Genomic DNA, 22,850 nt, shown 5'->3' on the forward strand with positions numbered 1-22,850 from the left:
TCCCGCGCCTCGCCCCGCTTGAAAGGGGCAATATGCCAGACCAGACCTCACCGGGCACCCTGCTGACAGCCTTGCGCGAGCGCCCACCACTCGTCCAGTGCATCACCAATTTCGTTGCAATGAATATTGCCGCCAACGTGCTGCTCGCCACCGGCGCGTCGCCTGCGATGGTGCATGCCGAAGAGGAGGCCGGCGAGTTCGCCGGTATCGCAGGCGCACTGACGGTCAACATAGGGACGCTCTCGGCGAGCTGGCTTAGGGGCATGCAGGCCGCTGCGACAGCGGCAAACGATATCGGTAAACCGTGGGTTCTCGATCCGGTCGCGCACTACGCGACGGCGTTTCGCCGGGAGGCGACGGAAGCACTCCTGGCACTTGGCCCCACGGTCATTCGTGGCAATGCATCCGAGATTATCGCGCTAGCCGGTGGCACAGGCCGTGGACAGGGCGTCGATAGCGGCGATGCCGTGGATGGTCACGCCGAGGCTGCCGCCCGGCTGCTGGCGCGAACCCACGGCAGCGTCGTCGCCGTCACCGGCGCTGTTGATTTCGTTACCGATGGCGACAGCGCCGTGCGCATCGAGGGTGGCTCGCCCCTTATGCCGCAAGTCACCGCGCTTGGCTGCTCGCTCACCTGCCTTGTCGGTGCCTTTGTTGCCGTTCGCCCGGATTTGCCGCTCGAAGCGACTGTTGCGGCCCTCGCGACCTTTGCCGTCGTCGGTGAAGACGCGGCCCACAGGGCCGAAGGTCCCGGCTCCTTCTCATGGCGCCTTCTCGATGCGCTTGCCGCGCTTGATGGTCCGGCGCTGGACGACCGCGCAAGGATCCGGATGGCATGAAACATTTCGATCTCTCCCTCTACCTCGTCCTCGATCCCGAACTCTGCGCCGGGATCGGCATGGTCGAGACGGCACGGGCCGCTGTTGCTGGCGGCGCGACGATCGTCCAGCTGCGTGACAAGCACGCCGGCACGGCGATGCTGATCGAAACCGGACGGGCGCTGAAGGCGGTGCTCTCAGGCACAGGTGCAAAACTGATCATCAATGACGACGTCGAGGCAGCGATCGCGATCGGCGCCGACGGGCTGCACATCGGGCAAGAGGACATGGACGCGCGCACCGCCCGCACGCGGATCGGGGCCGACATGATCCTCGGGCTTTCGGTGGAAACCGAGGCGCTTGCGGCGGCGGTCGATCCGGCAATCGTAGATTATGCCGGCATTGGCCCGGTCTTTGCGACGCCGACGAAGGCGGACCACAAGCAGCCGATCGGTTTCGATGGTCTTGCTCGCCTCGTAGAGCTCTGCCCCGTTCCGTCCGTCGCTATCGGCGGGCTGAAGGCGTCGCATGTCCCGCGGGCGTTTGCAGCTGGCGCCGACGGCCTTGCCGTCGTCTCAGCGATCTGCGGAATGGCCGATCCCGAAGCAGCAACCCGCCTCATCGCCGAAAACATCGGAAAGGTCCGCAGATGATCCGCAACGTTCTCTCCATCGCCGGTTCCGACCCCTCGGGTGGCGCCGGAATTCAGGCGGACCTGAAGGCATTTTCGGCTCGCGGCGTCTATGGCATGGCGGCGTTGACCGCCCTGACGGCACAGAACACCCAGGGTGTCTCCGGCGTCCATCTGGTTCCCGCCGCCTTTGTTGGAGACCAGATCAAGGCGGTCCTCGCCGACGTGCGTGTCGATGCAATCAAGATCGGCATGATTGCCAACGCGGAAATCGCCGAAGCGGTCGCCGATGCGATCGCGCCGCACAAAGGGATTCCGATCGTCCTCGATCCGGTGATGGTCGCCAAGGGTGGTGCCGCCCTTCTCGATCCTTCTGCGGTCGATGTCCTCACCCGCCGCCTGCTGCCGCTCGCGACGCTGTTGACCCCCAACCTGCCCGAGGCTGCAGCGCTGCTGCATCGATCCTCAGCTGAGACCCGCGCGGAAATGGCGGATCAGGCGCAAGGCCTGCGCGCGCTCGGCCCGGAGGCGGTGCTGGTCAAGGGTGGCCATCTGTCCGGCCACGAGAGCCCGGACGTGCTGGCGACAGCTGCCGGCCTGAGCTGGTTCGAGGCGGCACGGGTACCAACGGCGAACACCCATGGCACCGGCTGCACGCTGTCGAGCGCGCTGGCCGCCGAGCTTGCAAAGGGGGCGCCGCTGCACACGGCGGTGGCGGATGCGAAGGCCTACCTCGCCCTGGCTGTCGCGCATGCTGACGGGTTGTCCGTCGGCTCCGGGCACGGGCCGGTCCAACATTTTCACGAACTTTGGCAGATGAGAGAAGGACATTCCCAATGACATCGGCGATCAGCGAACAGACGGTCATCGTCACCGGTGCCGCGCGCGGCCTGGGGGCAGCCATTGCCACCGCATTTGCCCGCGAAGGCGCGAAGGTCGCGATCAACTATCGCAACAGCCGGGCCGAGGCCAAGAGCCTGGCCGAGAGCCTCGGCGATCGTGCGCGAGCGTTCCAGGCCGACGTCCGCGACCCGGACGCCGTTCAGCGCATGGTCGCCGAGATAGAAGATACCCTCGGCGCGCCGACGACGGTCGTGCATAACGCCCTGACGGATTTCAGCTTCAACGGCGATGCCCGCCCGAAGCTCGATCAGTTGACGTGGGAGAACATGACATCCCAGCTCGACACGGCGGTGAAGGGAGCGTTGAACCTCATTCAGGCAACCCGCCCGGCCATGGCATCAGCCGGTTTCGGGCGGATCGTCACGATCGGCACCAATCTCTTCCAGAACCCGGTCGTCCCCTATCATGACTATACAGCCGCCAAGGGCGCCCTGCTGTCGTTGACCCGCACCGCGGCGGCTGAACTCGGCCCGCTCGGCATTACCGTCAACATGGTCTCTGGTGGGTTGCTGAGAACCACCGCCGCCAGCAGCGCGACACCGGAGGCGGTTTTCGACCTGATCGCCGCCAGCACTCCGCTTCGGCAGGTGACCACGCCCGAGGAAGCCGCCGACGCGGTGCTTTTTTTCGCCAGCCCCTGGGCCCGCGCCGTCACCGGACAGAACCTCATCGTCGACGGCGGCCTGGTGTTCGGCTGAGGCGCTTCCCCAGCCGGGATCGCATCATGACTTGACCGCGCCGGCGGTCAAGCCGGCAATGATGTGCTTCTGCGCCAGGAAGAAGACGATGATGGTTGGCAGGATGGTCAGCGTGATGAAGGCCAGGACGAGTTGCCACGCCGTGCCGAATTCGCCGCGATAGACCATGATGCCGAGCGGCCAGGGATACATCGTTTCGGAATTCAGCATGATCAGCGGCAGGATGTAACTGTTCCAGCTGCCGACAAAGGAGATGATGCTGACCGTTGCGATGATCGGGCGGGAGAGCGGCAGCGAGATGTGCCAGAAGAAGCGCATGTAGCCGCAGCCGTCGACGACCGCCGCCTGGAACAATTCTTCCGGAAGGTTGCGAAAATAGTTCCTGAAAAGCAGGATGCTCATGCCGAGGCCGAAAGCGACCTGCGGGAGCACCACGCCCCAGTAGGAATTGAGCAACCCCAGATCGCGAATACGGATGAACAGAGGCAGGATGGCGGTTGCAGCCGGGAACATCAGCCCGATCAGGAAGTAGTTCAACAAATAATCCGAGCCGAAAAACTTCACGTGCGCGAAGGTGAAAGCCGCCATCGCCGACACGGAAACCGTCAGGAACACCGTCAGCACGGCGATGATCATCGAATTCATCATCTGCCGCCAGTAGCGGTCGCCAAACAGGATGTCTGTATAGTTCTCGATATGCCATTCAACCGGGAGGCCGAACGGATTCGTCCTGAGATCACCGAGCGACTTGAAGCCGCCCAACGCCGTCGTGACAAGCGGGATCAGCACGATCGCGGCGATGATCGTCAGCGATGCGTAGAGATAGAGCTTCGTGCCGGCATTCAGCCGCGTGGATGAGGCCATGTCAGTCATTGCGCATGAAAATCCGTTTGTAACTGAAGGCGAGCGTGACGCAGATCACGAACAGGACGACGCCGACGGCGCTGCCGAGGCCGACCTGCATGCGGGTGACGCCGAAGTTGAACAGGAAGGTGACCATTGTCTGCGTCGCGTTGAATGGCCCGCCGCCCGTCAGAGGCATGATCAGGTCGAACAGCTGCAACGAGCCGACAACGGCGAAGAACACCGACAGGCGCACCGTCGAGCCAAGCAGCGGCAGGGTGATGTAGCGAAACCGCTGCCAGCCGCCAGCGCCGTCGATCTCGGCCGCTTCGAGTACGCTCTTGTCGAGCGACTGCAGCCCGGCAATGAACAGCATCATGTGGAAGCCGAAGTATTTCCACACGATCACCGCGAGCACCGCGTACATTGCAAGGTCCTTGTCGGCGAGCACGTAGGGCGTCTCGACCCCGAGAACATGGGCCACTGATGCAAACAGCCCGTAGTCGCCGTCATAGACGAAGCGCCAGATCAGGCCCGCCGCCACTTCCGCCAGCACGTAGGGCAAAAAGAAGATCAGGCGGAAAAGCACGACACCCGCAATGCGGTGGGCCAGCATCATCGACAGCCATATAGCCAGGGGAATCTGGATCGCGATCGAGACGATGATGATCAGGGCATTGTTCTTGAGCGCGGTCAGAAAGGCGCTGTTCTTGAACAGAACCTCGAAGTTGCGCGTCCCGACGAACTGCGTCGGCAGCCCGTAGCCATCCCACTTGTAGACGCTGTACCAGGCCGCCTCTCCCATCGGGAGAATGACGAAGATGGTGAACAGCAGGAGCGCTGGCGGCAGGAACAGGAGCAACACCGGCAATCGCCCTGCGACGGTCGGATCCTTGCGCCGGACGGACGGTGCGGCCGCCGCCTGCGGGCGAATGGCGGTCGTTGCGCTGATTTGGGTCATGACAGGCCCTTACTGGAAATGAAAATGGCGGCGCGGACCAAGAAGGCCGCGCCGCGATGATCTTTCGTCAGAGCTGGTCTTGCTCGAAGGCGTCCTGGATCTGTTGCGAACCGTCCTGCGGACTCATCTGCCCGGAAACGATCGCCACGGCAGCGTCATTGACGACGCGACCAACCGATGGCCCAAGATCCTGGTCGAAGAAGTTCTGGTGCCAGGTCGAGTGCGCGAGCTGTTCAGCCGATTCGTGCAACAACGGATTCGTCACGCCGTCCAGCGCAGCCGTTGCGACAGGAATGAGCATGCCGGCCTTCGCCATCTCGCGCTCGTTGTCGGCGTTGGTCAGATAGGCGAGGAAGTCGAGCGCTTCCGGCGGTGCCTTCTTGGTCACGGCCCAGCCGTTCAGTCCACCGAGCGTGTCGGTGACCGCGCCGGCGCCACCGGCTACGGCCGGGAATGCGAAGCGGCCGATGTTTGCAGGATCGAGCCCCTTGCCATCACCGGCATTCGTGCGCTGGTTGGCGGCAGTGTTTTCGAATGCGAGGATCATCGCCGCCTTGCCGTCACCGAAGACGCCCAGCGTCTGTGGCCAGGTGGCGCCGAGATAGCCCGGCTGGAACGGCTCGAGCTTGCCGAGTTCGGCCAGCTGCTCGCCAGCCTTGATGATTGCGGGATCGTTGAAGCCTTCCCCCTGACCGGTCTTGGCGGCATCGAAGACCTGCTGGCCGCCGTTACGCATCACCAGATAGCTCCAGTAGAAATGGAGCGGCCATTTCTCGCCGCCACCGCCCGCAATCGGCACGATACCGGCATCCTTGAGTGTCTTGACCGCGCCAAGATAATCGTCCCAGGTCTTGATGCTTGCCGCGTCCACACCTGCCTTGGCGAAGAGCGCCTTGTTGTAGAAGAAGGAAACTGTGCCCATCTTGAAGGGAACGGCGCCGATCTTGCCGTCATAGGTCAGGCCCTTGACCGCGGCCGGGTTGTAGGTCTTTACCCAGGCGCCGTCCTTGGCGTTCATCGCCTCCGTCAGATCCATGAGCGTGCCGGTCGCCAGCTGCTGCTTCAGAACGCCGCCACCCCAGCTATAGAAAAAGTCCGGCGCGTCGCTGGACTGCAGCAATGTCGGGAGCTTGGCCTTGAAAGCCTCGTTTTCCAGGAATTGCATCTCGATCTTCACGCCGGGATGCTCGGCCTGGTATTTGTCCGCAATCTTGCGCCAAATCGCGACGTAGTTCGGATCGAGCTCGAGATGCAGCCACTTCACTGTCGTATCGGCCGCAGCACTACCGGCGGCAATCAAGAGCGCCAGTCCGGTGGCAGCGGAACGAGCGATTAAACGGCTGCGAAACAGGGCTTTCGCCCTCATCTGATCAAACATGGGGTTCTCCTCCTCAAGGCAAAAATCGTCCTCTACAATTTTTCCCTTATACGGATTAAATCATCCGGAGGTTTGGCCGAATGTCAACTCCCATTGCTAAAATAGGCAGATTTGGCTTGACAGGAGGGTGGACGGTCACGCTATTTAATTCGCATACCGACGAAAATACTCGCCTGTTTCGGCAGCGATAGGAAGAGCCCGGCCAGACCTCATGAAGACCGCAGATCCGGAATTGATGCGCGCGATCAATCGCTTGAACGTGCTGGATACGGTCCGCCGACACGGGCCGATCTCACGCGTCGAGATCAGCGAGCGCACGCAACTGTCGACGACGACGGTCTCTGCCATCACGGCCTCCCTGCTCGATGACGGGCTTATCCTGCCGCGTCATGAGGGCGATATCCGCAACGAGGCGGCGCGCGGCCGGCCCCGTGTCATGCTGGAACTCAATCCGGATGCGGCGCGCGTCGTCGGGGCCAAGATCGCCGCAAACAGGCTGGTGTTCGTGGTCACCGATTTTCGCGGCGACGTGCTGTCCAAACTGGCCCTGCCTATCCGTATCGACCGCCAGCCGATCGGGGTCATAGCCGATCTCGTCGAAGACGGCGTACGCCGCTGCGTCGTCGATGCAGGCTTGTCGCTGGAGGATGTCGATACCGTCTGCCTCAGCTTGCCGGGCGTCATCGAACATCGCACCGGACATATTCGCAGCAGTCCGATTTTACGCGATACCAACGTCGACTTTGCCGGCGAGATGACCACCCGGCTCAATACGCCGACCATCGTCGAAAGCGACGCCCATGCGATCACGCTGGCGCACCACTGGTTCGGCAAGGCCCGCGATCTCGAGGACATGGTGCTGATTTCGCTGGAGCAGACGCTGGGTCTCGGCGTGCTCCACGGCAACCAGCTGTTTCGCGGCGCCGGCGGCCTCAGTCACAATCTTGGCGACCTTGTGCTCGGCATGGGGCCGCAGGGTATCGTGCGCTTGTCGAGCCAGGCCGGCGAGAACGAGATACTCGGCGAGCAGCCGGCCGGTGGCCGCTTTGCCGAGGCGATCCGTCTCGGTCGCGGCATGACCCATGCCCAGGCGCTCATCAAGGCCGAGGACACCGCGCTGATCAGCGCCGCCATCCGCGCCGGCGAAGCCGTCGGCGTGGCAGTTGCCAACATCGTCACCATCTTCGCGCCGCCCCGCGTCATTCTCGTCGGATCCAGCCTGGCGCTGGGCGACCCCTTCCTGGACAGCCTGCGCAATGCCTACGCGCTCGCCATTCCGCCGTCGCTGACGGGCGTCGCCGAACTCGTCTTCGACGATTCGACAGACGATTTTTGGGCGCAAGGCGCCGCCGCGGTGGCGCTGTACGAACTCTACGAGTCGCCCTGGAACACCACCGGACCGGCGCTCTGAACCTTCAAACCAAAAAATCCATCGGGAGGAAATCATGGATAAGGTCGGCATAGGCATCATCGGGTGTGGCAACATTTCCGGCGCCTATCTGAAAGCGATGGCCTCGTTTCCCATTCTGGACATACGGGGCGTGGCGGATCTCAATCAGACACTCGCCGAGGCGAAGGCCGCCGAATTCAACGTGCCCGCGCGCAGCATAGACCAGCTCTTTGCCGACCCCGCCATCGAGATCATCGTCAACCTGACGGTTCCGAAGGCGCATGTTGCCGTTGGCCTGCAGGCTCTCGCTGCCGGCAAGCATACCTATTCGGAAAAGCCGCTCGGCATCAATTTTACCGAAGGCAAGACGCTGGCCGAGGCCGCCAAGGCCAAGGGACTGCGTATCGGTGCGGCACCTGACACCTTCCTCGGCGGCGGCCACCAGACGGCACGCGCGCTGATCGACCAGGGCGTGATCGGCCAGCCGGTCGGCGGCACCGCAACGTTCATGTGCCCCGGCCACGAGCGCTGGCATCCGAACCCGGCCTTCTACTATGAAATCGGCGGTGGCCCGATGCTGGACATGGGCCCGTACTACATCACCGACCTCGTCAACCTATTCGGTCCGGTCGCGCAGGTCGCCGGTTTTGCCGTCACGCCGCGCAAGGAACGCGTCATTACCAGCGAACCCAGAAACGGCGAGCGTATCCCAGTACAAGTGCCGACCCATGTGTCGGGGCTCATGGCGTTCGCCAACGGCGCGGTCGTGCAGATCGGCATGAGCTTCGACGTTGCCGGCCACAAGCATGTGCCGCTGGAAATCTACGGCACCGAGGGCACGCTCATCGTGCCCGACCCCAACCACTTCGGCGGCGACGTCGAGCTGCTGAAAAAGGGCGGCGCCTTCGAGCCGCAGCCCCTGACAGCGCCCTATGCCGACGGAAACTACCGCTCCATCGGCGTTGCGGATCTCGCCCACGCCATCCGCTCGAACCGGCCGCACCGGGCAAATGGCAGCCTTGCCCTGCATGTCCTGGAAGTCATGGAGGCATTCCAGACCGCGTCCGAGACCGGGCGCACGGTCGCCATCACCACTCAGACCGAGCGGCCTGCGCCGCTTTCGGAATCCCTCGTCGGCGGACGGCTGGGCAAGTAATCATCAGGAGGAAGTTTTATGCGTGAAGCACTGATCGTATGGGGTGGATGGAGCGGCCACGAACCGCAGGAATGCTCTGCCATCATCAAGGACATCCTGGAGGAGGACGGCTTCAAGGTCTATGTCGAGCATACGACCGAAGCGTTTGCCGACCCGTCCGTGCATGATCTCTCGCTTGTCGTGCCGATCGTCACCATGTCGAAGATCGAAAAGGAGGAGATCAAGAATCTCGCCGAGGCGATCGAAGGCGGCGTCGGCCTTGCCGGCTACCACGGCGGCGCCGGCGACAGTTTTCGCGAGTGCGTCGAATACCAGTTCATCGTCGGCGGCCAGTGGGTCGCCCATCCCGGCAACATCATCGACTATACGGTCAACATCACCCGACCGGATGACCCGGTCATGTCGGGCATCTCCGACTTCCCGTATACGTCCGAGCAGTACTACATGCACGTCGATCCCTCGAACGAGGTGCTGGCGACGACGACGTTCACGGGCGATCATGCCTACTGGATCGATGGCGTGGTGATGCCGGTTGCGTGGAAGCGCAAATACGGCAAGGGCCGCGTGTTCTATTCGTCGCTCGGCCATCAGGCGAAGGAGTTTTCCGTTCCCGAGATGAGAACCATCTTCCGCCGCGGTGCCAACTGGGCCGCACGCTGAGCGATATCGGATGAGAAAAGCCGGCGGGAATTTCCGCGCCGGCTTTTATTGGATTCTGCGCCCACCCTCTGCCGGATCGAAAGGTGGTTTTCAGACCGGTTTCTGTCGGCCGTAGAGCAGCAGCATGCCGATAATCACCGCGCCGTAGATCAACTGGCGGCCGGCCTCTTCGATCTGCATCACCGAGAGGATCGACTGCAGCAGCGTGATCAGGATCACGCCTGCGACCGTCCCCAGATACGACCCCTTGCCGCCGAGGACATGGGTTCCGCCGAGGACCACGGCTGCGATCGACGGTAGCAGATAGGCATCGCCCATCGACTGCGAAGCCTTGGACGCATACCCGGCGAGCAATACGCCGCCAAGCGCGCTGAGCGCACCCGAAATCATGAAGGCGAGCAAGGTGATGCGCCGGGTGTCGATGCCCGACATGTAGGCGGCCCGCTCCCGGTTTCCGATTGCGTATAGCGAGCGGCCGAACGTGGTTCGGGTGAGCAGGAAGACGGCGAGGATGCCGACAACAAGCCAGACGAGGACGCCGTTCGGAACCGACGGTATGATATAGCCGGTAGCAAGGAAGCGCATCGTCGGCGAGGCCGAATCCTGCGGTGAGAAGCCGCCGGTATAGACGACCATCAACCCCTGCACGACGGCGTTGGTCGCAAGCGTGATGATCATCGAGGGAATGCGCAGGTACGCGACGGCAAGCCCGTTGACGAGACCGATCGCCGCGCCACAGGCAATGCCGAAGGGGATGGCAAGAAATGAGCCGCTGGTTCCATAGGCAGTCGCCGCGCAGGCCATCATCGCGCCGGCGGTCACGGTCCAAGGAATCGAAAGATCGATCTGCCCGAGCAGGATGACCATCATCATGCCGGTCGCGATCACGCCGAGGAACGACGCGACTTTCAACTGTTGCAACAGATAGTCGGGCGACAGGAAGTTGGAGGAATAGATCGATCCGCCCAGAAGCAGCAGCAGGATGCAGCCGAAGGCGATCGCCACCGCCGGATCGCTCCCTCGCAATCGGAGGCGGACGGTTGATTGCCGCATGCTGGATGCATCCTCGCTCATTGGAACCATTCCAGTCGGTTGCGGACCCGCGCCAACCCGATCGCGCCGACGCCGATCGCCAGCATCAGCACAATGCCTTGGAACAACGGCTGCCAGAGGGGGTCGAGATCGAAGACGAAGAGCAGGTCGCCGATCGTGCGGAAGGCAAGCGCTCCGAATACGGCTCCGATAGCGCTGCCCTTGCCACCCGCCAGCGACACGCCTCCGAGAACGACCGCTGCAATCGAATAAAGCGTATAGGCGTTGCCGCTCGCGAAGGCCGCCTCGCCGGTATAGGAAAAGAACGTTAGGTAGAGCCCGCCCATGGCCGACAGAAGCCCGGCAAGCGCATAGGCGGCCAGTTTCGCCCGCTTCAGCGGCATGCCCGACATGTAGGCGGCATTTTCCGCGGAGCCCGCCGCATAGGCGGCCCGGCCGTAGACGGATCTGCTGAACGGCACCCAGACGAGGAGGATCGTCGCGGCAAGCACCAGCAGGCTGGTGGGAAATATCCCGAACAGCTTCGAGGTAAAGACGTCTGCCAGCGCCTCGTTGACAGATCCGCCCGGTGTTGGACGCAGCAGCAACGCCAACCCGAAGAAGATTGCGCTTGTGGCAATGGTGGTCACGATCGGCTGCAGTCTGCCGAAAATGATGATGAGACCGTTCAAGGTGCCGCATGCCAGCCCCGCGCCCAGCACTGCCACGATGCCGACGCCGGTCTGCAGCGGGGTGCCCACGACCAGCCAGGACGCCAGGCAGTTGCACAGCACCAGCACCATGCCCGCCGACAGGTCGATGCCCGCGGTGATGACGACAAGGCACTGCGCCATCGCGACAAAGGCCAGCAATGTCGCTTTGTTCGAAGCCGTCTGCACGACATTTGGCGTAAACCCAGCGGGATGGTTGGTCACGTAGATCACGAACATCACGACGAAGAGGATGGCGGCAAGCAGCGTTCCCCTGTGCAGTTCGTACCAGAAGCGCCATTCGGCGGAAGTGCCTGTCCTCACTGCATTGTCCTCCTCTCCGCAGGTTGCACGGCAATGTTCAACGCACTCCCGATCAGCTCGCGTTCGTTGATGTCCTCGCCTTCAAGCGTGCGAATGATGGTGCCGTCGTACATGACGAGTACGCGGTCGCAGCAGCCGATCAACTCGTCGTAGTCGGTGGAATAAAAGATGATCGCGGCGCCGTCATCGGCAAGCTGTCGCAGCAGTTGATAGATTTCCTGCTTGGTACCGACGTCGATGCCGCGCGTCGGATCATTCAGCAGAATGATCCGCGGCCGGTTCATCAGCCATTTCGCGATCACCACCTTCTGCTGGTTGCCGCCGGACAGACTGCTAACCGGCATGTCGATGGTTGCCGCCTTGATGGCAAGGAGCTTCAGCAGTTCATCGATGCGGGCAGCCTCCGCTCCCCGGTCGATGATGCCGTTGCGCGAGACGCTGCCGAGTGCGGCGATCGACAGGTTCTCGCGGACGGTCATCGGCAGCATCAAGCCTTCGGTCTTTCGATCCTCCGGAATGAGCGCAATGGAGGTCGCGCCGGACTTTGCCTCTTTGGGACTGCTCAAGCGCACGCTGCGACCGTCGATCCGCACATCGCCCTTGACGTCGCGAAGCACGCCGAACAGCGCGAGCAGGAGTTCCCGCTGACCTTGACCATCGAGGCCGCCGACGCCGACGATTTCGCCCGGGCGGGCATCGAAGGTGATGTCCGAGAGACGCCCTCCCCACGACAGGTCCCGGCACGACAGCACCGGAGCCTTGCTGCCGTCTGGCCCGGGCTTCGCCGGAAAGACGCTTTTGTATTCCCGCCCGATCATCAGTTCGACAACCTGCTGGTCGGTCTTGCTGCCGGCCGGGTAGGATTCGATGCTGCGACCGTTGCGGAATACCGTGCAATCGTCAGCAAGTTCCGCGATCTCATGCATGCGATGCGAGATGTAGACCAGAGCCAATCCTTCCGCCCGCAGCCTCTTCAGGACGCTGAAGACCCGCTCGACATCGGACTTTGTCAAGGCGGACGTTGCCTCGTCGAGGATCATCAGCCGCGGCTTGCGGGCGAGCGCCTTGGCAATCTCGACCATCTGCCGGCGGGAAAGCGGGAGGTCCTTGACCAGCGACGACGGATGAATGTCCGAAGCGCCGGCACGCGCAAGGGCTTCCTCGGCGATCTGCCTCTGGGCGCGCCTGTCGATCATGCAGAAACGGCGCGGTGGATTGCTGATGACGATGTTGTCGGCAACGGAGAGGTCGGGTATCAGCGACAGTTCCTGGAAGACCGACACGATCCCCGCCGCATTTGCCGCTGCGGGCGATGAGAAGGCGACATCCCTGCCGTCGAGAAGCATGCGACCCTCATCGGGTGCGGTGACCCCTGCCATGATCTTGATCAACGTCGATTTACCGGCACCGTTTTCGCCAAGCACGGCATGAATCGCGCTGGCGCGAATGGCAATATCGGCTTGCTTGAGTGCGATGACGCCGCCGTAGCGCTTCGATATGCCTTCCATCCGGAACAGCGGTTCTGACAAGATCACGCGCCCAACCTCCCATCGGGTGCATTCAGCCTCGGACTGCGGGCGCGAGCGCCCGCAGTCCGTTTCAACAGCAGCGATTGCTACTGGTTTTCCTTGCTTTGCCCCATGATTTCCTGGGCCGTGAAATTGATGCCGCAGGTCGGGAAGGCATTGCCGACGAAGAAGTTGTCGGATTGGTCAGGGTAGAAATCCTGGTCCTTCTTGAAGTCCGGGTGCGCCACGAGCGCCGTCGGTAGCTTGACGGCCTGCGGAACCACCTGGCCTTCAAGCGCGGCGATCGCCGTCTTGATGGCGACTGCGACCTGGGCGGGGCCGGTTCCTGCCGACGAGCACACCAGACCGTCTCCCGCATGGGCGGCGCACAGCTTGCGGAAGCCGTTTTCCGTCTCGCCCCCGAAGGGCACGAAGGGATGCTTCGCGTCTATCATCGCCTGCACGACGCCGGTATCGCCGCCCTGTGCGGTGATGCCGTCAAACGGGCCGTTCGTCGCGATCGCATCCGCCGTCGCCTTCTGGGCAACGCCGTCGTCCCATTTGCCCACGACTTCGGTCACATCGAACTTCTTGCCGGAAGCGGCAAGCGTTTCCTTGATGCCGTTGTGACGGTCGGTATCGACCGAAGTGCCGGCAACGCCCCTCACTTCGAGAACCTTGCCGCCGTCAGGCATGTGCTTGATGAGCCACTCGGCCCAGGTGACGCCAAGCCCCTTCTGGTCGACGTTGACGTTGATCGCGTCCTTCGTATCCAGCGTGTTGTCGAACGCCACGAGCACGACGCCAGCTTCCTTGGCGCGCTTGATCACGGGACCGAAGGCCGTCGGATTCTGGGCGTTGACCACGATCGCATCATAGCCGGCATCGATGAAGTTGTTGATTGCCGAAATCTGGGCCGGCACGTCCTCTCCCGTCGAGACGACCTTGAACTCCTTCAGCTTGGCCTTGACTTCCGGTTGTGCCGCATAGGCCTTTGCAGTCTGTACCATCTGGATGCGCCAGGTATTGGCGATGTAGCCATTGGCCAGCGCGACGCGGTACGGGCCTTCCTTCTTCGGATACTGCATGAATTGGGTGTCGGACGCCCAAGGCGTCATGCACTCCGGATCTGCGGCCGGTCCGGCAACGATTTGCGGTTCGGCATAGGCGGCACTGCAGAGCAGCACCAGCATGGGTGCGGAAACTGACGCAATGCGCGCAGCTCTTCCTTTCACGTCTCTAAGCATGGATGTTCTCCTCCTCGGGCGGTCCAAGCCGCCCCTCCAATATTCTGATTGGCATGCTTGGTCCGAAAGGTCTCCATCCCGTCCTTTGCGGAACAGATAAAAAATTAACACAGATGATAGCGCTGTCAAATTCTATTTGATAGCGCTGTCAATTGTGGAGTATCTGTTGATAGTACTTTGCCGCTCGTCTGTTCAATCCGCTTTACTGGGTAATAATTTATGCGTCGAATAACTCTGGATGACGTTGCCAGTCTTGCGGGTGTCAGCCCGATTACCGTTTCACGGGTATTGCGCAAGCCGGCGTCCGTCTCGGAAGCATTGCAACTGCGGGTCAACAGCGCCGTCGAGAAACTCGGCTATGTTCCGAATGTCGCGGCAAGCAGGCTGGCTTCCTCCCGCACCCATACGATCGGCGTGATCGTGCCGACGCTCTATAACGTCATCTTTGCCGAATACCTGTTTGCTCTTCATGAGGTGCTGATCGCGGCAGGCTTCCAGGTCATTGTTATGAATAGCCGATATTCGGAAGTCGAGGAGGAGAATGCGATCAAGGCATTGCTGGGGCAGCGGGTGGAAGCAATCATCATTGCCGGCATTCACCACACCCCGATGTCACGCCAGCTTCTGATGCATGCGCACCTCCCGGTCGTTCAGACATTCGAATTGTCCGACGATCCAATCAACCTCAACATCGGCATGTCCCAGGAGCGCGCGGGTCATACCGCGACCCGCCACCTTGTGGACCGGGGGTTCCGGCGGATTGCCTTCCTGACCGGCAATCTCGACCATCGTGCCCAGTCGCGGTTTGACGGCTATCACGCGGCGATGCAGGAGGTCGGCTTGCGCAGCCTGGAAATGATTGCCCATCGGCCGCGCCACAGTTCCGTGGCGCTAGGGTCCGAGCTCTTTGGCGAAATGCACGACCGGGGCGATCTTCCGGAGGCGATCTTCTGCACCGACGACAACCTGGCGCTCGGCGCCATGCAGGAATGCCGGAAGCGTCGCATCCGCGTGCCGGACGACATCTCGATCATCGGCTTTCACGATCTCGAATTCTCGGCCTGTGCGGCCCCTTCCCTCTCATCGATCGCCACCCGGCGCTACCAGACCGGCAGGCTTGCCGCCGAGAAAGTTCTGCTGACGCTTGATGCGTCGACGAGGCCCGGCGTCGAGCGGATCGATATGGGGTTCTCTCTCGTCCCCCGCGAGAGCACGTCGGGGGAGACCCGTCCCTCTTCAACGCGCTGATGTGCGGCCGACAGTCAGCCCGCTACGCCGCGCCTCAATCCTGCGGCGCGATCAGTTCCACCGTGGGGAAATAGGTTCGATAGCGGGCCTTGTCGCGAGTGAGCAGCGGTAGGCCTTGGACCGCTGCATGCGCGCCAATGAAGAAATCGGGGAGCACGCCGGTGCGGGACCCTCCGGCGCGGCGGTACTGCGTGAAAACCTTGCCGGCGAGGAAAAGCGCCGGGCGCGGAATGTCTATCATCTCAAGCGTCGCGGTCTCAACGAATGCGTCGAGCGCCTCGATCCCGCCATAGCGAACGGAAAGTTCCGCATAGATCGCACCGTTGATGAAAAGAGGCCCGCGCAGCGACGCTGCTTCCAGCTGTGTTATCGACCAGTCGGCCCATTGCGGGTCGTCCGTCACAAGGTCGAGGAGAACGTTGGTATCGACGAGCGTCACTCTTCACCGCGGGTCAAAGCCATGATCGCGTCGGTATCGAGGCCACCGCCCGCCTGTCCCCGAAGCCTGGCAAAACGGCTCGCCGGTCGCTTGTCGTCGGCGCGCGTCAACACGATCGTGCCGTCGGCGCCGCGCCGGAAATCGACCTTCGTTCCGGGGACGATACCCAGAAACTCCCGCACTTGCTTGGGAATGGTCACTTGACCCTTTGTCGTTACGGTCGCGCTCATCGGCTTTCTCGGTAAGGAATGATTTCTACAAGGTATTACATGGGAAGCGGTATTTCAACACCGATGCCCGCATCGGGTAAAAGCGCTTGCGAAAACCTCGGGGGCTTTCCATCTTGGAGAAAATGGGAGGTTTCATGAGCCGCAATATCATTCTTGTCGATCCGCTGCCGCGAACGCTCGACCTTATCATGACGCCGGACGTGCGCCGCCGGCTCGAGCAATTGGGCGAGGTCGTCGTCTCCGAGGACCGTCAGATGCCGGCCGAACAGGTCGACGCATTGTTGCCCGATACCGTGCTGATCTTCGGCCAGACCGACATGCCGAAAGAGCGCCTGGATCGGGCACCGCGCCTGAACGCGATCATCAATGTCGAATCGAACTTCCTGCCGAACATCGACTATCAGGCCTGTGTCGAGCGCGGTATTTGGGTCATCACGCCGGCTGCCGCTTTCGCCGCGCCGGTCGCCGAGGCTGCGCTTGGCATGGCCCTCGATCTGGCGCGCGGCATCACAAGGGCGGATCGCGCCTTTCGCAGCGGCGACGAAGAATACGGTCTCGCCGGCAACGAAGGCACCTTTCGCTTCGCCGGGGCGCCGGTCGGGCTGATCGGTTTCGGTGACCTTGGCCGGCAGCTGCGCGACCTCATCCGCCCCTTCAGGAACACAGTGCGCGTCTTCGATCCCTGGCTGCCGAGCGAGATCATCGACAGGCTTGACTGCCTCCCGGCGTCCCTTGACGCGGTCCTGAGCGAAAGTCGCGTCGTCTTTGTCTTCGCCAGCGTTACAAGCGACAATGAAGGCTTCATCGGCAGGCGCGAGTTCGCGATGATGCAGCCGGGCTCGGCCTTCCTGCTGATGAGCCGGGCGGCGGTCGTCGATTTTCCGGCGATGCTGGATGCGGTAAGCTCGGGCCACATCCGCGCCGCCACCGACGTCTTCCCCGAGGAACCCGTAGCACCCGATGACCCCGTAAGAAAGGTCGACGGACTGCTGCTCTCGGCGCACCGAACCGGCGGCACGCGCGATGCCTTCTACGCACTCGGCTCCATGGCGGTCGCCGATGCGGAGCTCATCATGAAAGGCCTGCCGCCGCAACTCTGCCGTCGGGCGGATCCTGCAACGGCAAGCCGCCTTCGATCGAAGCCGGTGAGCGTTTCCTGACCAATACGGGCATTGATTTTTTAGAAGGGCGACGAAACCGGGACGGACTTTCCTTTAATCCATAAGTTTTATAGACAATATTGTCGCCTAGTATGCTGGTGTGCCTCAAAGGAAATGCAATGTCCGCTCCCAAACTTGTCGGCCTCGCGGGAAGCTTCAATCGCCCCTCGAAGACCTATGCGCTGGTGCGCACCGTTGCTGACCGCGCCGGTGGCCGCTACGGCTTCAACAACCGGATCTATGACCTCACAGACGTGGGTCCATCACTCGGCCAGGCGCAATGGCGCAAGGACCTCGACGACGCGGCGAAGCGGATCATCGACGATATCGCGAGCGCCGATGCGCTGGTCATCGGCTCGCCAACCTACAAGGGCTCCTATCCCGGCCTGTTCAAGCATCTGATCGACCTGATCGATCCGCACGAGCTGCGCGCCAAACCGGTCATCATCACCGCAACGGGCGGCGGCGATCGTCACGCGTTGATGGTCGAGCATCAACTGCGCCCGCTGTTCGGTTTCTTCATGGCACATACGCTGCCGACGGCGGTCTATGCGTCGGACCGCGACTTCAGCGACTACCAGGTCACGTCCGAACCGCTGTCAAAGCGAGTCGACGAGGTGATCGGCGAACTCGCAGCGTTCTTTCCGCGCCGCGATTCCGTCCTGGCGGCTGCGGAATGACGTCATAGCGGCACTGTTTCGATCACCACGGAGCCAGGATTTCCGGCATTGTGGAGCAAGTGCCATCGCATGACAGAGGCGGCCGCCAAGTTGGTCGGTTGCACTCCAGGCTGTCCCGTCGAGAGGATCGGGTGTATGCTCCTCGGCTGCCGTGTTGGCAGAGGGAGAGAGAGATGCGTGGGCTGATAGCAAGCGTACTCATCTACTTGAGCGTTCTCGCAACTTCACAAGCAGGCCCGCTTCACGAGGCCGCGACAAGCGGCGACTTGGCTGCCATCGCAGTAGCCCTCGATGCAGGGGCTGACATCGAGGCGCAAGACAAGGGAGCCACTCCTCTCTTCCTCGCCGTTCGTAGCGGCCACGCCGACGCAGCCGAATTGCTGATTAAGCGCGGGGCAAGCGTGACCAAGGAGTCGGCGATCGGCCTACCGCTAACCGGTGCGGTCCTGACGAACTCCGTCGACCTCATGCGGCTACTGTTGGCGCACGGTGCCGACCCTGACTCCGCGGTGAGAGGCGAGCGCATGCTGCACTTCGCGGTTGCGAACGGCTGTCTCGATTGCGTCAAGGTGCTCGTTGAGGCCGGTGCGGATGTCAACGCCATCTGGGTGCGAGGAGACCCCACGCGCCTACCAACCATCATCACTCCCTACCACCTTGCAAGACACGACCATCATCCCGAAATCGCCGAGTACCTGCTGGCTCATGGCGTCGTCATTCAGAAACCCAAGCCGATCTCCACAAAGCTGGTCAACGCTGACCCGATAAAGGGCGCGGCGTTCTTTGCCTCAAACTGCTCCTCCTGTCATGTCACGCGTGTGCAGGACGCACCCACTAGGAGAGGGCCAAACTTGTGGAATGTTGTGGCACGCGACAAAGCCTCGACAAAGTTCGGCGGCTACTCTCCAATCCTGTTGGATTGGGAGGGTTCATGGACCTACGAGGACCTCAACATTTTTATCGCCGGGCCTACCCTCACAACGCCAGGGGTCAATATGGACGTTCGTGGTGCGCCGGATGAAACTGATCGGCTGAACGTGATCGCCTATCTGAGAACGCTTAGTGACTCGCCCGTTCCGCTGCCCTGAGAGGTTCGATCAACGCAACGTCAGCACACGACGGCAATAAATGTGTGGCTCTACCAACCCGCCAGGAGCGACTTGGGGCACTCGATAACAACGAGGCCTTCCTGCATAAATTATCCTGAGGCTCTCTCGCCCCGCACGCCGTTGAGGTGATAGCGTGCGGCAAAAGAAGAATGCCGGAGGATGAAAAATGACGAAGAAGACGCTTGGCGATTGGCAGGCGCTTGCCGAGAAGGAGCTTCGCGCTTCACCCGAGACGCTCGTCTGGAAAACGCCCGAAGGGATCGACGTCAAGCCGCTTTACACTGAAAGCGATGTCGAAGGGATCGCCCATCTGGGTTCGCTGCCGGGCCTTTCCCCGTTCACCCGAGGCCCGCGCGCGACGATGTATGCCGGTCGTCCATGGACGATCCGGCAATATGCCGGCTTTTCGACCGCCGAAGCCTCGAATGCTTTCTACCGGAAGGCGCTTGCCGCCGGCCAGCAGGGTGTTTCGGTGGCCTTCGACCTCGCCACCCATCGCGGCTATGACAGCGATCACCCGCGGGTCATCGGCGATGTCGGCAAGGCGGGCGTCGCGATCGACAGCGTCGAGGACATGAAGATCCTGTTCGATGGCATTCCGTTGGAGAGGGTGTCGGTTTCCATGACCATGAATGGCGCGGTGATCCCGATCCTGGCCAGCTTCATCGTCGCCGGCGAGGAGCAGGGGGTTCCGCGCGCGGCGCTCTCGGGCACCATCCAGAACGACATCCTCAAGGAATTCATGGTCCGCAACACCTACATCTATCCGCCGGTGCCATCGATGCGGATCGTCGCAGACATCATCGAGTACACGGCGCGGGAGATGCCGAAGTTCAATTCGATATCGATCTCCGGCTACCACATGCAGGAGGCCGGCGCGACGCTGGTACAGGAACTCGCCTTCACGCTGGCTGACGGGCGCGAATATGTCCGGGCAGCGCTTGCCAAGGGCCTGAACGTCGATGAATTTGCCGGCCGCCTTTCCTTCTTCTTCGCCATCGGCATGAATTTTTTCATGGAAGCCGCCAAGCTCCGCGCCGCGCGGCTGCTCTGGACGCGTATCATGCAGGAATTCAAGCCGCAGAAGGCGTCGTCACTGATGCTGCGCACGCATTGCCAGACGTCGGGTGTGTCACTGCAGGAGCAGGATCCCTACAACAACATCATCCGCACCGCCTTTGAGGCGATGTCTGCCGTGCTTGGCGGTACGCAATCGCTGCATACAAATTCCTTCGACGAAGCAATCGCCTTGCCGACCGAGTTTTCCGCACGCATCGCCCGCAACACGCAACTGATCCTTCAGCACGAGACCGGAGTGACCAGGGTGGTCGACCCGCTCGCCGGCTCCTACTATGTCGAGAGCCTGACCAAGGACCTCGCCGACAAGGCCTGGGCGCTGATCGAGGAGGTCGAGGCGCTCGGCGGCATGACCAAGGCCGTCAACGCTGGCTTGCCGAAGCGGCTGATCGAGGAAGCGGCAACCCGCCGTCAGGCCGCCGTCGACAAGGGTGACGAGGTCATCGTCGGGGTGAACAAGCACCGCCTCGACGACGAGCAGCCGATCGATATCCTCGAAATCGACAACAGCGCGGTCCGGGCCGCCCAGATCAGGCGACTCGAGGATACCAAGCGCCGGCGCGACGCCGCGGTGGTTGGCGAAACACTCGATCGGCTGGCCGCCGCGGCAAGCAGCGGAACAGGCAACCTGCTTGAGCTTGCCGTCGGCGCGGCGCGGGCCAGGGCGACCGTCGGAGAAATCTCCGACGCGATGCGACGCGTCTTTGGCGACCATGCCGCGACGCCCGAGGTCATCAGGGACGTCTATGGCGAGGCCTATCGCGACGAGCCTGAGCTGGCGGTGCTCAGGACCCGCATGTCGGATGTCAGCAAGGCGCTCGGACAAACGCCGAAAATCATGGTGGCCAAGCTTGGCCAGGACGGCCACGACCGCGGCGCCAAGGTGATTGCTTCGGCCTTCGGCGATATCGGCTTCGACGTGCTCGCCGGCCCCCTCTTCCAGACGCCTCAGGAGGCGGCCGACCTTGCAATTGCCAGCAAGGTTCATGTCGTCGGCATGTCGTCGCTGGCGGCCGGACACAAGACACTGGCACCGCAGCTGATCGACGCGCTGAAAGCGAACGGCGCCGGTGATGTTATTGTCGTCGTCGGCGGCGTCATACCACGCCAGGACTATCAGTTCCTCACCGACCACGGCGTTGCCGCCGTCTTCGGGCCGGGAACCAACGTGCTGGAAGCGGCAAACTCGGTGCTCGATCTGCTTGAAGGAAAACGCCGCAATCAATAGCAGGTTGCTGCCATGTTCCGTTCGGGAGGGCTCCTTTTATGGGCGACCTGCCCATTCCATTTGCAAGCTGGCCGGGCTCGACACCATCCGTTCATACGCCGTGAATGGGCCTTTCCCCGTGAAAGTCAAAATCCCACCGAAACAAGCGCTTATGAAAATCAATTTCATGGTTTCAACTTTTTCTGTGTTTCGTGTTGACGCCTTCGAAATTTTGTCCCAACTTGACGAAAATAAATTACGTAAGTGGGAACGAGAACGGCATGAAAGTGGGAATTATCGGGCTGGGTTTCCGGCTCGGCTATCTTGGCTATGTCTTCAAGTCTGTTGACGAAAGCTTCGAGATCGTCGGTTACGTCGATCCCGATCCGGCGGGTCTGCCTGGCCTTGTCGAACAGGGAATTTCCGCTGGCACTGCTTACGCTTCCCCCGAAGAGCTGATCGCCGGCGAAAAGCTTGATCTCCTCATGATCGGTTCACCGAACCATATGCATCTCGACCACATCCGGCTCGGCCTCGAGTCCGGGCTCAAGGTCTTCTGCGAAAAGCCCATCGTCACCACGATTTCCGAGAGCGTCGAGCTGGCGCGCTTGATGGCCAGGTTCGGTCATGAACGCTTGATGGTCGGCCTCGTGCTGCGTTATTCGCCGCTATACAAGGACCTGCGCGCCATTCAGGCCACCGGCAAGCTCGGCCAGATCGTTTCAATCGAGGCTTCGGAGCACATCGAGCCCTATCACGGCGCCTTCTTCATGCGCGACTGGCGCCGCTACGAGCGTTATTCCGGCAGTTTCATGCTGGAAAAATGCTGCCACGACCTCGACCTCTACAACGGCGTCGTCGGCGCTCGTCCCGAGCGCGTGGCAAGCTTCGGCGGCCGAAAGAGCTTCACGCCGGCAAACGATCCGGCCCGCGAAGGCATAAACGACCTTGAACTCTTCCATCGCAAGCCGAGCGGCTGGATGGGCTCCGACAAGGTTTTCGACAGCGATGCCGACATCATCGACTATCAGGTGGCAATCGTGGAGTATGCGAACGGCGTGGGCATGAACTTCCATACCAATCTCAATGTACCGGACCAATTCCGCCGCTTCGCCATCATGGGCTCGCGCGGCATGGCCGAGGGCGATTTCGTGCGCGGCTATCTCGATGTTCACGAGCAGCTGACCGGCAAGAAGGTCGTCGAGAACAAGTATGTCGCGACCGAGCTTTCCCAGCACTACGGCGCCGACGAACAGATGGCCGCCGACCTGCTCGACAGCGTGCGGACCGGCACCGAGCTTCCCGTCTCGACATTGAATGCACTGGAGGCCGGCATCCTCGCCCTGTCGATGGACGAGGCGCGAATGAAGAAGGCGGTCATCGACCTGCGTCCCGTGTGGGACAGGTTCGACGAGGCCCTGCACGCCAGAGCGGCTTGAGG

At 62.0% G+C, this 22,850-nt stretch carries 22 protein-coding genes; 13 read left to right on the forward strand and 9 right to left on the reverse strand.

The annotated features are described in order from the left end of the window. Positions 1-32 precede the first annotated feature (32 nt). The 4 genes from thiM to ASC90_RS24560 are packed head-to-tail and all read left to right on the forward strand — an operon-like array spanning position 33 to position 3,050. Positions 33-839 (forward strand): hydroxyethylthiazole kinase, encoded by an 807-nt coding sequence (gene thiM / locus ASC90_RS24545; RefSeq protein WP_056546237.1) that lies wholly within the window; start codon positions 33-35, stop codon positions 837-839. Then, complete coding sequence (thiE, locus tag ASC90_RS24550) at positions 836-1,471, forward strand: thiamine phosphate synthase (RefSeq protein ID WP_056546240.1); 636 nt, start codon at positions 836-838, stop codon at positions 1,469-1,471. Before thiM ends, thiE begins: the two co-directional genes overlap by 4 nt. Then, positions 1,468-2,289: a bifunctional hydroxymethylpyrimidine kinase/phosphomethylpyrimidine kinase gene (gene thiD, locus ASC90_RS24555; RefSeq protein ID WP_056546242.1), complete on the forward strand. Its 822-nt coding sequence runs from the start codon at positions 1,468-1,470 to the stop codon at positions 2,287-2,289. The genes thiE and thiD overlap by 4 nt, the downstream gene beginning before the upstream one ends. Beyond that, positions 2,286-3,050 carry a 3-oxoacyl-ACP reductase gene (locus ASC90_RS24560; protein ID WP_056546244.1) on the forward strand — a complete coding sequence of 255 codons (765 nt, stop codon included), beginning with the start codon at positions 2,286-2,288 and terminating at the stop codon, positions 3,048-3,050. Before thiD ends, ASC90_RS24560 begins: the two co-directional genes overlap by 4 nt. Positions 3,051-3,074: 24 nt before the next feature. Here ASC90_RS24560 and ASC90_RS24565 read toward each other — a convergent pair whose 3' ends face one another. The 3 genes from ASC90_RS24565 to ASC90_RS24575 all read right to left on the reverse strand — a co-directional run bounded on the left by ASC90_RS24565 (position 3,075) and on the right by ASC90_RS24575 (position 6,232). Then, on the reverse strand, positions 3,075-3,923 hold the full coding sequence (locus ASC90_RS24565; protein ID WP_056546247.1) for a carbohydrate ABC transporter permease: 849 nt from the start codon (positions 3,921-3,923) through the stop codon (positions 3,075-3,077). Then, positions 3,916-4,854, reverse strand: coding sequence for a sugar ABC transporter permease (locus tag ASC90_RS24570; RefSeq protein WP_056546249.1), 939 nt, complete (start codon positions 4,852-4,854; stop codon positions 3,916-3,918). The genes ASC90_RS24565 and ASC90_RS24570 overlap by 8 nt, the downstream gene beginning before the upstream one ends. A gap of 67 nt (positions 4,855-4,921) precedes the next feature. After that, positions 4,922-6,232: an extracellular solute-binding protein gene (locus ASC90_RS24575; RefSeq protein ID WP_056546252.1), complete on the reverse strand. Its 1,311-nt coding sequence runs from the start codon at positions 6,230-6,232 to the stop codon at positions 4,922-4,924. A gap of 211 nt (positions 6,233-6,443) precedes the next feature. On the opposite strand from ASC90_RS24575, the gene ASC90_RS24580 reads away from it, so the two are divergent. The 3 genes from ASC90_RS24580 to ASC90_RS24590 are packed head-to-tail and all read left to right on the forward strand — an operon-like array spanning position 6,444 to position 9,438. Then, a complete protein-coding gene (locus ASC90_RS24580) occupies positions 6,444-7,643 on the forward strand; it encodes an ROK family transcriptional regulator (protein WP_056546256.1) in 1,200 nt (399 codons plus the stop codon). Positions 7,644-7,677: 34 nt separating this feature from the next. Next, positions 7,678-8,778: a Gfo/Idh/MocA family oxidoreductase gene (locus ASC90_RS24585; RefSeq protein ID WP_056546259.1), complete on the forward strand. Its 1,101-nt coding sequence runs from the start codon at positions 7,678-7,680 to the stop codon at positions 8,776-8,778. A gap of 18 nt (positions 8,779-8,796) precedes the next feature. Next, positions 8,797-9,438 (forward strand): ThuA domain-containing protein, encoded by a 642-nt coding sequence (locus ASC90_RS24590; protein WP_056546261.1) that lies wholly within the window; start codon positions 8,797-8,799, stop codon positions 9,436-9,438. A gap of 90 nt (positions 9,439-9,528) precedes the next feature. On the opposite strand, the gene ASC90_RS24595 is transcribed toward ASC90_RS24590, so the two are convergent. The 4 genes from ASC90_RS24595 to ASC90_RS24610 form a co-directional block, all read right to left on the reverse strand. Continuing rightward, a complete protein-coding gene (locus ASC90_RS24595; RefSeq protein WP_056546263.1) occupies positions 9,529-10,512 on the reverse strand; it encodes an ABC transporter permease in 984 nt (327 codons plus the stop codon). Beyond that, positions 10,509-11,504 (reverse strand): ABC transporter permease, encoded by a 996-nt coding sequence (locus tag ASC90_RS24600; RefSeq protein WP_056546265.1) that lies wholly within the window; start codon positions 11,502-11,504, stop codon positions 10,509-10,511. Before ASC90_RS24600 ends, ASC90_RS24595 begins: the two co-directional genes overlap by 4 nt. Further along, positions 11,501-13,039, reverse strand: a complete 1,539-nt coding sequence (locus tag ASC90_RS24605; protein WP_056546266.1) for a sugar ABC transporter ATP-binding protein — start codon at positions 13,037-13,039, stop codon at positions 11,501-11,503. Before ASC90_RS24605 ends, ASC90_RS24600 begins: the two co-directional genes overlap by 4 nt. 80 nt (positions 13,040-13,119) lie before the next feature. Continuing rightward, positions 13,120-14,259 (reverse strand): sugar ABC transporter substrate-binding protein, encoded by a 1,140-nt coding sequence (locus tag ASC90_RS24610; protein WP_056546270.1) that lies wholly within the window; start codon positions 14,257-14,259, stop codon positions 13,120-13,122. Positions 14,260-14,478: 219 nt separating this feature from the next. On the opposite strand from ASC90_RS24610, the gene ASC90_RS24615 reads away from it, so the two are divergent. Continuing rightward, a complete protein-coding gene (locus tag ASC90_RS24615; protein WP_056546272.1) occupies positions 14,479-15,507 on the forward strand; it encodes a LacI family DNA-binding transcriptional regulator in 1,029 nt (342 codons plus the stop codon). 34 nt (positions 15,508-15,541) lie between these two features. Here ASC90_RS24615 and ASC90_RS24620 read toward each other — a convergent pair whose 3' ends face one another. Then, positions 15,542-15,946, reverse strand: coding sequence for a type II toxin-antitoxin system VapC family toxin (locus ASC90_RS24620; RefSeq protein WP_056546276.1), 405 nt, complete (start codon positions 15,944-15,946; stop codon positions 15,542-15,544). Beyond that, positions 15,943-16,176, reverse strand: a complete 234-nt coding sequence (locus ASC90_RS24625; RefSeq protein WP_056546279.1) for an AbrB/MazE/SpoVT family DNA-binding domain-containing protein — start codon at positions 16,174-16,176, stop codon at positions 15,943-15,945. Before ASC90_RS24625 ends, ASC90_RS24620 begins: the two co-directional genes overlap by 4 nt. Positions 16,177-16,310: 134 nt before the next feature. On the opposite strand from ASC90_RS24625, the gene ASC90_RS24630 reads away from it, so the two are divergent. From ASC90_RS24630 to ASC90_RS24650, 5 genes are all read left to right on the forward strand, one after another. Beyond that, a complete protein-coding gene (locus tag ASC90_RS24630) occupies positions 16,311-17,336 on the forward strand; it encodes a hydroxyacid dehydrogenase (protein WP_056546451.1) in 1,026 nt (341 codons plus the stop codon). Positions 17,337-17,455: 119 nt separating this feature from the next. Continuing rightward, a complete protein-coding gene (gene msuE, locus ASC90_RS24635) occupies positions 17,456-18,016 on the forward strand; it encodes an FMN reductase (RefSeq protein WP_056546284.1) in 561 nt (186 codons plus the stop codon). A gap of 173 nt (positions 18,017-18,189) precedes the next feature. Then, entirely contained in the window at positions 18,190-19,104 is a 915-nt protein-coding gene (locus ASC90_RS24640) for an ankyrin repeat domain-containing protein (protein WP_056546287.1), read from the forward strand. 187 nt (positions 19,105-19,291) lie between these two features. After that, entirely contained in the window at positions 19,292-21,430 is a 2,139-nt protein-coding gene (gene scpA, locus ASC90_RS24645; RefSeq protein WP_056546289.1) for a methylmalonyl-CoA mutase, read from the forward strand. A 260-nt stretch (positions 21,431-21,690) separates the two neighbouring features. Then, complete coding sequence (locus tag ASC90_RS24650) at positions 21,691-22,848, forward strand: Gfo/Idh/MocA family oxidoreductase (RefSeq protein WP_056546293.1); 1,158 nt, start codon at positions 21,691-21,693, stop codon at positions 22,846-22,848. Positions 22,849-22,850: the final 2 nt, after the last annotated feature.

This window comes from Rhizobium sp. Root1220, assembly GCF_001426265.1.
Taxonomy (GTDB): Bacteria; Pseudomonadota; Alphaproteobacteria; order Rhizobiales; family Rhizobiaceae; genus Rhizobium.